The 12,128-nt window shown below is 68.0% G+C and carries 10 protein-coding genes; 2 read left to right on the top strand and 8 right to left on the bottom strand.

Features of this window, described 5'->3' with window-relative positions; genetic code table 11:
• Positions 1-56 precede the first annotated feature (56 nt).
• Genes KBX50_RS20245 through KBX50_RS20275 form a run of 7 tightly spaced genes read right to left on the bottom strand, consistent with a single transcriptional unit; the run spans position 57 to position 6,775 of the window.
• Positions 57-1,463, bottom strand: a complete 1,407-nt coding sequence (locus KBX50_RS20245) for a hypothetical protein (RefSeq protein WP_247674081.1) — start codon at positions 1,461-1,463, stop codon at positions 57-59.
• Complete coding sequence (locus tag KBX50_RS20250; RefSeq protein ID WP_281601710.1) at positions 1,460-2,092, bottom strand: FkbM family methyltransferase; 633 nt, start codon at positions 2,090-2,092, stop codon at positions 1,460-1,462. The genes KBX50_RS20245 and KBX50_RS20250 overlap by 4 nt, the downstream gene beginning before the upstream one ends.
• On the bottom strand, positions 2,089-3,075 hold the full coding sequence (locus KBX50_RS20255; RefSeq protein ID WP_210938857.1) for an NAD-dependent epimerase/dehydratase family protein: 987 nt from the start codon (positions 3,073-3,075) through the stop codon (positions 2,089-2,091). Before KBX50_RS20255 ends, KBX50_RS20250 begins: the two co-directional genes overlap by 4 nt.
• The gene (locus KBX50_RS20260) at positions 3,072-3,827 is read right to left on the bottom strand and encodes a phytanoyl-CoA dioxygenase family protein (RefSeq protein WP_210938860.1); all 756 of its coding nucleotides are present in this window, start codon (positions 3,825-3,827) and stop codon (positions 3,072-3,074) included. The genes KBX50_RS20255 and KBX50_RS20260 overlap by 4 nt, the downstream gene beginning before the upstream one ends.
• A complete protein-coding gene (locus tag KBX50_RS20265; RefSeq protein WP_210938862.1) occupies positions 3,824-4,477 on the bottom strand; it encodes a class I SAM-dependent methyltransferase in 654 nt (217 codons plus the stop codon). Before KBX50_RS20265 ends, KBX50_RS20260 begins: the two co-directional genes overlap by 4 nt.
• On the bottom strand, positions 4,474-5,724 hold the full coding sequence (locus KBX50_RS20270) for a methionine adenosyltransferase (protein ID WP_210938863.1): 1,251 nt from the start codon (positions 5,722-5,724) through the stop codon (positions 4,474-4,476). Before KBX50_RS20270 ends, KBX50_RS20265 begins: the two co-directional genes overlap by 4 nt.
• A gap of 19 nt (positions 5,725-5,743) precedes the next feature.
• Entirely contained in the window at positions 5,744-6,775 is a 1,032-nt protein-coding gene (locus tag KBX50_RS20275; RefSeq protein ID WP_374224677.1) for a radical SAM protein, read from the bottom strand.
• 77 nt (positions 6,776-6,852) lie between these two features.
• Here KBX50_RS20275 and KBX50_RS20280 point away from each other — a divergent pair, with 77 nt between their 5' ends.
• Complete coding sequence (locus KBX50_RS20280) at positions 6,853-8,274, top strand: carph-isopro domain-containing protein (protein ID WP_210938864.1); 1,422 nt, start codon at positions 6,853-6,855, stop codon at positions 8,272-8,274.
• A gap of 15 nt (positions 8,275-8,289) precedes the next feature.
• Entirely contained in the window at positions 8,290-9,240 is a 951-nt protein-coding gene (locus KBX50_RS20285; RefSeq protein ID WP_210938865.1) for an FAD-dependent oxidoreductase, read from the top strand.
• Positions 9,241-9,936: 696 nt separating this feature from the next.
• On the opposite strand, the gene KBX50_RS20290 is transcribed toward KBX50_RS20285, so the two are convergent.
• Entirely contained in the window at positions 9,937-11,811 is a 1,875-nt protein-coding gene (locus KBX50_RS20290; RefSeq protein ID WP_210938866.1) for a magnesium transporter MgtE N-terminal domain-containing protein, read from the bottom strand.
• Positions 11,812-12,128: the final 317 nt, after the last annotated feature.

Consider the following 12,128-nt stretch of genomic DNA (forward strand, 5'->3'; position numbering starts at 1 on the left):
CCTGACTCGGAAGTAGACCCGACAGCTCGGCCTTCGCGGAGCTGAGCGGTCAGCGACTAATGCTCTGCGCTTGCCGTTCCGGGCCGCACAGGACCAAGCCGTGCCCTCAAACCCTGTCCGCAGTCCCTGCCAGCAACGGCGGTAGCGAAATCGAAGGGTGGGGCGAGGTTGCCGAAGTTGGTGCCGAGCACCTCGTCGCTGAGCCGGAACACCTCGGGTGCCCAGGGGCCGATCTGGTTACCACTCGGAAGCCGGTCGGCCGCGAGGGTCGCGGTCAGCAGCCAGCCGCGCGGAGACGGAGCGACAATGAGACTCCCGTCTGCGGCACCGCTCGGGGCGGCAACCAGTCGGTCGCCGCTCCAACGGACTGCCGTCTCACGGAGGCTCGTCCCACCGCCGCGCGTGGCAGCGCCGAAGAGCGTGCAGCTCGCGCCAGCGGTGAAGGTCTTTTCCGCCAACTGCTGGACGGCACTGGTATCGGGCTCGATGCGCTCGCGCGCGAGCAGGTTGACCGTGTGGAGTTGGACGCGAAACTCAGAGGGCGCCGCCTCCATGGCGGAGGTCAGCCGCGCGTTGAAGTCTGTGGGAAGGAATCCGTTGGTGGTGAGGATGCCATCGACGGAGAACCCACCGCGGTAGCCGAGATGCTTGCGTAGGCCAGCCCCCAGGCGGGTGGTCTGGGTGACGAGGTCAGCGTCGTGGCCGAGGGTGGGTACGGCGCCCGCGCAGAGGAAGGTTCCGTGCTCGGGGCGAGGCAGCGTGACGAGTTCCATGGGCGGGAACGGGACCACGGCGCTGCCGAGGGCCATCCCGTGCAGGCGTACCGGGGTGCCTTCGAGCAGGGGCATGAGTCGGATCCGCCACGTTCCGACCTCGGCAGTGGGCATCCGTGCCGGTGGGGTTCCGTCGCGCCACCACCAGATTCCGTCTCCGCCCGCTGTCGGGCCGGTGCCGATAGGTTGATAGGAGCAGACGACACCGGCACCTCGGTCGACCAGTTTCCCGAGTAACCCGATGTCGGCAGGATTGTTGGTGATGACCGAGGGTGCGCGTGGGATGCCGGCGACGTCCCAGAGCGCGTCCACTGTTGTTTTGTCCTCGAACATGCGCCACGCGGGCTGCCGCGTACCGACGCGCCGCCGGTCCCCAGTTCGGGGTGGGTCGAGCGGGTCGGGCAGCAGGAGCGAGGCGCTCTGATCGGGGTCAAAGGCATCGGCCCGAGCCGCGAGCCAACCGGAGCCGTCGAGGCCCGCGATGGCGTCGTGTTGCCAGACGAGCTGGTCAGAAGCACCGCGTATCGGCCGGGTACGCGCCTGAGGCGGAGCATCGTCCAGTGTGAGCGCGAGGCATCTGTGCGAACCGAGTAGTTCTTGCCACGCCTGCGCGTCGTCGGCCCGGCCACAGATCATGATGACGAGGCCGTCGAGCGGCAGTTGACCGGTGAGGTGCGCTCCGTGGCTCATCGGTGGTGCCGCCCGCGAGGGTCGGTGCGGTGTAGGACGAGGTTGGCCGGGGTGACATGGACCAGTTCATAGGTCTCCTGCCCGAGCCGGTCGTGAATCGTACGGCGGTGTCGGTCGGGGTGGCTGTCGTCGTACTCGATGATGACGATTTTGGGTTGGTGTTTGTCGGGGTTGAAGGATTTCCAGACGTCGAGTTCGGTGCCTTCGACGTCGATGCTGAGCAGGTCGATGCCGTTGATGCACCACTGGTCGAGGAGGTCTTCGAGAGTTCGGCAGGTGACGAGAGTTTGCTGGTAGTCGGTGCCGGTGCGGTGCAGGCCTGACCAGGACGGCTTGTGGCGGTACATGCCGAACGGCCACAGGCCTGTGGTGGCGGAGACCGCGCAGGTGTCGACGGCGCAGCAGCGTTGGCGGAGGCGTTGGTGGTTGCGGGGGTCGGCGTCGACGCAGAGGCCGCGCCAGCCGAGGTTCTCGACGTAGAGGGTGTTGCTGCCGCGTACGCCGTCGCCGGCGCCGATGTCGACGAAGACGCCGTGGGTGGGTAGGTGCAGGTTCTCGGCGATCCAGCGGTCCTCGCCCCACTGGGAGTGGTATGGCGCGGGTTGGGTGTAGGGGAGCACGGTTCTCACCCGCGCCACTTCCGCAGGAGGAGCTGTTCGCGGGTGCGGTCGAGCCAGCGTTGGGACCATCGGCGGCGCAGTGCCTGCCAGGTGAGGGCCTCGGCGATGGAGTCGCTGAGCGAGCGGTGGGTCAGGCCAGCCCTGACGGCGCGGTTGGTGTTGACCGACATGAGGGCGAGTTCGGCGCTGGTGGCGGGGAGCCACAGCGGAATCTCGGTCCAGGGGCGGATGCCGTGGGCGAGGGCGAACTCCTCGCCGACGCGGCAGGGTGTGACGGCGCGGCCGGCGTGGGTGAGGACGGTGTCGACCAGGACGCGGGCGGTGGTGGTAGGGCCGGCGACGTTGACGATCCCGGTCATCTGCTGCTCGGCGGCGGTGCGGATGAACCGGGCGACGTCGGTGGCGTCGACGAGTTGGAGGGGCTGGCGGTCGGGCATGGGGACGAGGACGTCGCCGCCGCGCAGGGCGCGTTCGAGCCAGTAGGCGAGGCGTTCGCTGTCGTCGTGCCGGCCGATGACCAGGCCGAGGCGGACGATGAGTAGCGGTATGGCCAGGCGGGCGAGGCGTCGTTCGAGGTAGCGCTCGCAGCGCAGTTTGCGGGTGGCGGAGGCGCGTACCGGGTGGGATGCGTCGGCGGGGATGGTGGGCGAGCGTTCGCTGAGACCGTTGCGGCCGAGGTCGCGGCGGTATACGCCGCAACTGGAAATGAGGACGTACCTGCCGACGTCGGTGAGGAGGGGCAGGACGGGGCGGAGGTCATCGAGATCCTGTGCGCTGGTGTCGATGACGGCGTCCCACGGTTCGGCCAGGACCGTGGCGGCCTCGGCGGTGGGTGCCCGGCGGTCGGTCAGGACGTGCCGGGCGATGCCGCTGAACGGTGAGGGGGATCGGCCCCGGTAGAGCAGGGTGATTTCGTCGTCGCGGGTGATGCACTGCTCGACGATGTGACGGCCGATGAACCGGGTGCCGCCGAGGACGAGGATCTTGCTCATCGTGGCCTGCCGGCTGGTGTGGGGCTGTAGCCGAGCACGAGCAGACGGCGGGGGTGGCCGGAGGTGTTGGATCCGCTGGCGTGGACCAGCGCGGCGTCCCAGATCAGCACGGTCCCGGGCGCGGCGACCAGGGTCACAGCCACGTCGTCGGGGGCATCCTGGTCGGGTACGACCGGTCCCTGGTGCAGGGTAGGGACCATCTCGATGGTGCGCCGGTGGCTGCCGGGCCAGACTCGCAGTGCGCCGGCGGCTTCGGTGCAGGGGTCGAGGCAGACGGCGACGGTGAGCACTCGGGGGTAGCCGTGGGCGGCGTAGTAGGCGGCGTCGGTGTGCTTGCGGACCTCTTCGCCGAGGACCGGTAACGCTGCCCACCCGGCGGCGATGTCGACGGTGCGCTTGTACATGAGTTTGTTGTCCATCAGCGTCGGAGCCGGAGCGCCGAGCAGGTCCGCGACCAGACCGCACAGCCGGGTGTCGTCGGCCACCGCGGTGGCGGTCGGGGACAGGTCGAGCACTGGCTTGACCTTGAGGACGTACGGTGTGCCGTCGGGGAGCCGCCACCACGTCACCCGAGGGTCGGCGCACCTGGTGGCGACCATCTGGGCGAGCCGCTGGTCGAGGAGGTCGTCGGCCTCGACCCGGAGTTCCTGGATGGTGGCTGCGGGCAGCAGGTCGGGTAGGACGAGGTATCCGTGCGTGGCGAAGCGGTCGATCTGCTGTGCGGAGAGGGCTGACGCGAGTGGCGAGGTCATGCGTTGCCGCCTTTCGTGGCGATCGGGATGAGGAAGTCACGGGTGGATTTGGTCCAGTGCGCAGGGGTCTGTGCGGCCGGCATGGTGTAAGGGTGGGCGGTCCAGTCGGCGAAATGCCGGTCGAGGACTTGCCGACGGGCGGGGCTGATCGAGGTGCCGCTGTGGAAGAAGCTGAACCTCCCGCCTGGTCGCAGGCAGGGGATCGCGACCTCGGCGACGAACTGCGCGAAGTCGGCGTCGGCGTGTCCATCCGGCGGCCAGGTGTCGTACATGATCGCGTCGAAAGCCTCGGTTGGCAGGGACACCAACTGCCAGGGTTCGACGTGCACCCGCACGGGTGCGGTGACGTGGTCGAGCACATGGTCACGGGTCATCAGGGCCACGCCGGGGTGCGGCTCGATCGCGGTGTACGAGCCGACCCGGCCTAGTTGGGTGGCGAAGACACCGAGGCCGAGGCCGACCTCCAGCACACGTGGCCGGTCGCACCCCTCGGTGAGCAGGCGCGCGTGTTCGCGCATCAGGTCCGCCTCGGCGAAGAACATCACGTACTGCGCCCCGATGCGCAGCCCTTCGGCATCGACCGTGGCGGGCTGGGCGCGTAGTCGGGTGATGTGCCGTCGATGTACCTCGGAGAGGACGGGCCGGCTCACAGCCGGTCTCCGTCGCGGAACCGGCTCAGTGGATCGATGGTGAGGAACCGATCGGCGAAGGTCGGGGTGGTGGCGATCGTGTGACGGATCGCGTTCTCGATGCGGGTCGTGGTGGCGGCGTCGAGGGGGCGGTCCACGGAGACCAGGACGTGAGCCGGGTCGCCGAGGTCGCCGCCGTTGCGGGCGACGATGGTGACCTCGGCGTACATCGAAAGGTCTGCCAGCACCCGCCGTGCGGCCTCGGCGGCGACGGCGGTGTAGATCTTCCCGCCGTGGTGGACCGGGTTCTTCCCGGCGGGTGCCTCGCCACTGGCTGGCCGCAGCGGTTCGATGACGCCGCTGTACCGGTTGCCCCGGCCGACCGCACCGCAGTCACCTTTGCCCAGCGAGGTGCCGAACGGCGCCAGGTAGCCGCGTCCCGGTACGTCCTTGGTGTTGAGATGCAATGCCAGGCCGGTGACGTTCCGCGCTCGCGGGTCGCGGTCGAGTAGCGCCTTCAACTCGGCCGTGATGACCACCTGCGCCTCGCCGAGCGCGACCCGGTACGCCGCCCAAGAGCCGATCCGCTCCGGGTGCAGCGGCAGCGCTGCGGTGACCTCCAGCGTCGAGCCGACCCGGACCACCATGACCTTCACGTCCGTGCCCGCAGCAGGTACGTCCAGCCGGAACGCGGCACTTGTGAGCCGGCGTTCCAGCTCGACCGCGAGGTCGGCGGCGAGCCCTCGCCGGCTGGTGCCGACGCAGACGACGGTGTCGTTGGCCACCGACTCGACTTCGAGCACTGCGCGGATGTCTCGCGCCGTGTCGGGGCGGTAGAACCTCGGGTCGTGGTCGACCGCGCTGCCTCGGGTGTTGTTGATGTGCAGGCGCAGGTGTTCGAGGATCCGGTCGTCGCCGAGCGCGGCTGGAAGGACGTCTAGGACCACCTCGCGGAAGAGTTCCTCGACCGGCACCGCAATGTCACCGACCCGGTCGGTGATCTTTCCGAAGAGGTAGCAGTCGGCCGGTTTGCGGATGTCGAAGCCACCGAAGCGGACATCGGCGGCGGCACCAACCAAGTTCACCTTGTCGACCCAGTGGTTCGGGATGGCACCGAACTCCCGCAGGCACCACGACGAGTACCGCTGCGAGAAGGCGTCGGCGACCAGGTCGGCCAGGCTGTCCGGATGACCGATGCCCTTTCGCTCGGCTACATCGAAAGGCTGGTCGTCGGGTGCTACGCAGGCATGACGAATCGAGATCTGCATGTGAAGAGGTCCCTCGGGCTCAGAGGTCGTCGGCGTCGGTGTCCGCCTGCACCGGCGGATCGACCAGATAGGACAGGCACTGCGACAGGACCAGCACCCGCCTGGCCGGGCACGCCTCGTTGACGTGGGCGGGCCGGAAGGTGCCGTCGTAGAGGTTCCCGTAGGCGGTCGGCACGGAGGCGCAGCGACGGACATCGCCGGTGACGGTCACCTTGAACGAGGTCACCCCCGCCGTGCACGGCTGGCCGCAGAAGGAGAGCATGCCGTCCATGTACGGCCGGTTGAACACGTACTCGCCGGAGTTGGCCAGGATCAGCGCCTTCTGCTCCTCGGTGTAGCCCTCCGGATAGCGCACGCCCTGGTGAACGCCCTTGAACACCTTCGCCCGCACGTGGTCCACACCCAGCTCCCGCAACCGCGCCAGGTCCCCGCCCAGCCGGTGCAGCAGCGGCGGATACAGCACGTACAGCGCCGTCACATCGAACCCGGCCCGCCGCAGGATCAAATAGTTCCGGGCGTACGCGTCCAACTCCAGCCCGCGCAGCTCCCGCTCCGGCTGGTGGATCGCCGCCACGATCTTCGCCACCCGCTCCGCCGGCACGCTGTCAGCGAAGCGCTGCACGTCCTCCGAGGCGAGGTTGGTGTTGATGCTGACGAAGTGGCCCGTGGTCAGCCCCGCGCACAGCTCGACGAAGCCGGGGTACATGAACGGCTCGCCGCCGGACATGTGCACCAGGCAGACCTTGCCCAACTCGTCGAACCGCCTCACCACCAACTCGGGTGCCGGCTCGTCGAGATGCTTCCGGTTGAGCACGTACCGGATCTGCGGATGGCAGTACTCGCAGAAGAAGTTGCAGCGGTTCGTCAGGTGCCAGTCGAACTCCCACTCCCACGGCGGCTTCGCCTGGGTCATCGCTGAGGTGCGCATCGGTCCTCCGCTCGCCGGTCGGATCACCCGCCGACGCAGCCATTGATGGCGGTACGCCGGCGGGGCCACGTCCAGCAGACCCCGGACCAGCCCACCCCAGGCAGGGGATAGAACCGTCAACACCGTCAATTCATTGACCGACAGCACCAACACGATCCGGTACGTTCGCGATACTGTCGGTCGACCCTGCGGAGGAGCCGATGGCCGCGCGACCCGACCGCACCAACCACACCCTCGCCACACACATGGCCGACGCCGGCCTTACCCCGCGTACCCTCGCCCGAGAGATCAACCGGCTCTTCGGTGCCGGCACCCTCGCCGAGACCGCGCCCTACCACTGGCGTGATGCCGGCGGAGTACCCCGTCCACCACTGCCGGCACTGACCGCGTACGTGCTCTCCCGCCGGCTCGGCCGCGTCGTGACCGCCGGGGACCTTTGGCACGGGCGACCCGACGCCGTAGATGGCACCCTGGTGATGACGGCCAGCACCGGCATGGACGGACCGTGGACCCGCGCGAGTACCATGCTGGTCGCCGAGGACTGGCTGCTGGGAGGACTGGTGGACCGGAGGATGTTCCTCTCCGTATCCGGGGCCGCCCTCGCCCAGGCGGTGAACATCTACCTGGACACCCAGCTACCCGCCGGCACCGCACCCCCGGCCGCCGCGCCCGACGACCCACTCGTCGAACAGATCGAAGCCAGTGTGCCGCGCCTTCAACTGCTCGACGACGAACAAGGAGGCGCCGCCGGCCTCGGCTACGTCGGTGCCCAGGTCCGCGCGGTCCTGCTCGTCCTGCGCGACGGTGGCCACACCGACGCTACCGCCCGTCGCCTCCTGGTCGCCCTCGCCGACCTCGCCCAACTCGCCGGCTGGAAGGCCTTCGACGCCGAGCAGCATGGCCTGGCCCAGCGCTACTTCTTCACCGGCCTCCGCGCCGCCCACGACGCCGGTTACCGCTCCATGGAGGCACACATCCTGGCCGACCTGTCCTTTCAGGCCGCCTCACTCGGCGACGCCGACGACGGCCTACGCCTCGGCGTCGCCGCCAGCCGGGTGGCCGACCGGTCCGCCGCGAGCGTCCAGGCGTCCGTGCTGTCCCGCCTCGCGTACGCCTACGCCGCCGCCGGCCGCGTCGACCAGTGCGAGCGCACCTGGGTAGAGTCCCACGACCAGCTCGCGAAGCGACATCACGATCGTGACCCGGAGTGGATGTACTACCTGACCCCTAACCACCTCGACTGCCAGGCCGGATACGCGATGATTCTCGCCGGCCGGCAAACCGTCGCCACCGGCCGAGGGGGCGACGGACGCGCCCTGCTCCGCAAGGGCGAAGCACTCCTGCGCACCGGTGCATATGCTCGCCGACCAGACGCGCCCTACCAGCGGCGCGCCCTCTACGAAGGCGCCTGGCTCGCTCTCGGCTACACCGCCCACGGCAAACTCGACGACGCCTGCGCGGTTACCCGGATGGCGCTACCCCGCCTCGGTCAGGTCCGCTCACCCCGCAGCACCGCCCTGCTCAACAGCCTCGCCCAGGAGCTACGCCGCCGCCAACGCAACCACGCCGTCGCCGACCTCCTGCCCAACCTGGAGAACGCCCTCGCGCGCCAGCCGACCTGACACTACGGTCGAGCAATGAGCCGCCGCGACATCGACGCCCTCGTCATCGGCGCTGGCGTATCCGGCCTCACCACCGCCATCTGCCTCGCCGAAGCCGGCCTCCGCGTCACCATCTGGACAGCCGAGCCACCACACCAGACCACCTCGTATGCGGCAGGCGCGATGTGGGGTCCGTACCTCGCCGAACCCATCGACCGGGTACGTGTCTGGAGCGCCCGTACCCTGGCTGTTCTGCGGCAACTCGCCACCGACCCGCAGACCGGAGTACGCCTCGTCCCTGGCATCGAAGCCTCCCGCAAGCCGGTCGACCCGCCCGAGTGGGGCAACCAACTCGACGGATTCCGGCTGTGCGAGGCGGACGAGATGCCGGACGGCTTCGCCACCGGGTGGCGCTATACCGCGCCGATCGTCGACATGCCCATCTACCTCGGCTACCTCGAACGGCGGTTCGCTGTGGGCGGCGGCCGAATTGAGATTCGGCGGATCCACTCGCTCGACCAAGCTGTGGGCGTCGCGCCTGTTGTCGTCAACTGTGCCGGCATGGGCGCGCGTGCCCTCGTACCGGATCCTGAACTGACCCCGATCCGCGGACAACTCGTCGTCGTCGAGAACCCCGGCATCACCGAGTTCTTCACCGAAGACACAGGGCCGTCTCCTGACCTGCTGCACTTCTACCCGCAAGGCGAGACCGTCGTCCTCGGTGGCACTGCCCAGCCTGGCGACTGGAGTCGGGAGCCTGACCCGAACACGACTGCAGCGATCATCGATCGGTGCAGCGAGGTCGAACCACGTCTTCGTGGCACACGAGTGCTTGGGCAGCGGATTGGGTTACGCCCTACCCGTACGCGCGTCCGAGTGGAAGGACAACGCCTCGATAGCGCCACGCTGATCCACAACTATGGCCATGGCGGCGCCGGCATCACGCTCTCTTGGGGCTGCGCCGCCGAGGTCGTAGCCAGACTCTGACAGGAGGGATTGGCTGCTTCGGCTTCTGCAACCTGGCGTCAAGCCCCGCCATCGACCAAGATGCGATCCGGCCACCGCCACATCGGCTCTGCCCAGGTCTGCGAACGGCACCAGGTCGCCCTGCGCAATGGGCTGACTTCTGCGCCCCTACCGGCAACCCTGCCGACAACATCCCCGGCGTACGCGGCATCGGCGTCAAGACGGCCGCCACCCTGTTTGCCGGCGGACTCGCCCTCGGCTGCCTGCCCGCCTCGCCGGCTCGACACCGGCCGAGGACGAACTATCCGCGTACAGTGCGACAGACCTGGCCGTCGAGTGGCGCGACATGATCGTCTCGACCGTAATCTGGGAGTACCGCTGACCCCTCACAGGCCAAGCCAGCGCACGCACCACTGCCGTGTCCGGCCGACGTCATCGACGCCCGCGGCCCCTGGCGAACGGCCCCACGTTGCTGACGGTGATGGCCCACCCCGACGACGCCGAGCTGTGGGCCAGCGGCACCATCGCCACCCGACCAGAACGGTCTCCGTCCCGCACCTCCGGTTTGGACAGCCCTGTCCGGCAAGCCCAGCCGGATGTAGCAGCCGCTGTCAGCCCGCCGGTACGTCGCGAGCCGCTCCGCCTAATAAGCCGTGATTGGTGGCGGGGAGTCTCACCCGACCACAAGACCCATGCCACGAGTGACAGACGGGTTAGTTAACGCTCTAGTTTGTATCCATGATCGGCGGCCACTTGGAAAAGGGGCTCGAAGTCGCGTAGCTCCCGTGGTCCGACAAGCTGTAGGGCCAGGTCGTGCTTCGCCTCCAGCAACCAGACAGCCGGAGCGCCGGTCTTTTTCAACCGATACGTGAAGTACTCCCCGCCGTGATTTTCTGGTCCTGTCCAGGTCCGCGGTGGCGAGACCTGCACGGTGTCCTCGGAGAACGCCGGACTTCCTGACTCACTCGTTCCCGGTGGGTACTGAAGGACCCACCGGTCGATGCCGATGCCCGTGCTCGGATCTGCGAGAAGGCAGTAAATTCGCAGCTTTCCCCCGCGTATCTCTGGCGTCGATGGCGGACATCTGGCGCGCCACTGGTTGTCGAGTTGCATCAGTGCCTCGATGCGCTCAAGCTCCGAGGAGCCCACTGATGGCACCGGCGCGAGCGAGATGGCCGTACCAGGCGAGGACGCTGTAGGCATGGCCGAGTCCTGTGCGGGGTGTCCGTTCTCGTCCTTGCCGATTCCTGGGAGACTGCTCGGCTTCACCAAGACCGCCAGCAGTCCGAGCGCGACGAGCAGGCCGACAGCGCTGGCAACGCGACGTGCCGATTTGTTAGAAGCGAATCTTGTGACAGCCAGAGCACCCTCGGTTTGTGTCGGACCACGGCTCGCGCCAGTGATGTTGGGTGAGGCAGAGCGCCGAACAATCGACCAGAGGAGGCCGAGGTCAGTCCACTCCGTTCGCAAGCTGGTCCGTGGACCGGTTCCAAATTGATGGCGGAAGATCCGGTGGATCGCCCGTATTGCGGCGCCAGCTACGACATGGACGGCCTCGACCCGTGACCCGTCGAGCGGCTCGGCAGCTGGTACCTGTTCCATGCGGCCACGCATCGGTTCTCCGTGCCGCTCCAGCGCCGTCACCAACGTGGCAGCGAACCGGTGGGCGCTCATCGTGGCCAGTGCAACGGGTCGAGGGTCCCGGTCATCCGGCTTCAAGGCTGTACCAAGCTCCTGGAGAAGAGCCAGGCACCGGGAAGGCGTTACATCCAGCAGATGCCGCGCTAGGTAGCCGCCGTCGAGGTTGGCCAACGCGGCGGCCGCGCGGGTTACAGGCAACTCGACCAGCAAAGCTGCAGCATCCGCAAGCGGCATGGAGCGCAGGAGCTCCGCGATCCGTTGGCCGGGAAGTGGGCTTAGATGGTCGATGACTTCGGGGCGGCTGAGTAGGTTGAGGAGCTTGTCGGCTGCTCTCGGGTCCAGGAGCTGAAGCAGCGGAGAAGAGCTCTTGGCACCGAGGTGTCTGAGCACGTCTCGTAGGGTCGTTGGATGACGGGCGGCCAGACGGTCGAGCAGGTAGCGGCACCGGTCTTCTGGCTGGTGCAGGAGCGCCGTCGCCAGCTCCTGCGCTGGAAGGCAGCTCAGAAGCATGACCGTACCCGCAGACGCTGGCAGGGCACCGAGTAGCTCGGTGCGGCGGGCTTCGAGAGCGTCCTGATGAAGTAGCGCAACGGTACGGTTCGGGCCACCGCAGGGACGGCCGTCATCCGGCTCGGCTGCAATTCCAGCTAATAGGTGGGCCACCAGATCGAGTTCGTGGGGCAGCAGCGCGGCGAGATCGTCACCAGCATGGTCGAGTACCATCCAACTGAGCACCTGCACGGCAGCGGACCGTGGCAGGCCACGCAGGATCATGGACACACCTGCCGTTTGCATGCCCGACACGACCCTGCCACACTGCCGGGGTGCGTCCTCGGCCTGTAGCCCTACGAAGGCGATGGCCAGGTTCTCGGGCAGTTCGGTGAGCAGGGTCCGCTGGAGCTGCTCGTCGAGTTCGCGGAAGATCTCGTCGTAACCGACCTTCGGCTTCATGCTGCAAAGCGTGGCAACCCGGTCGTTGACCGACGCCGAGCGGCCGATGTGTATGTCCCCATGGTTTTGGCCGATGCCCAAGCTTTGGCCGGTTGCAGAGACGGCGAACTGGCTGGTTGTGGACCCTGCGGCTTGTCGTCCTTCAGAATCGCTGGGGAGTACCGAAGACTCAGTCACGCCGGGCTCGTCTTTCGGCGTTGAACACGATCGACCCGCTGTTCTGGCCGATGGCAATGCTGCTGTCCGTTGCGGACACTTGGTAGGTAGCTCGATCCTCAGGTGCGGCGGAAGAGGGCGGGACTGGTTTCGCGGTCGTG

This window comes from Micromonospora sp. C51 (assembly GCF_018070435.1).
GTDB lineage: Bacteria > Actinomycetota > Actinomycetes > Mycobacteriales > Micromonosporaceae > Micromonospora > Micromonospora sediminimaris.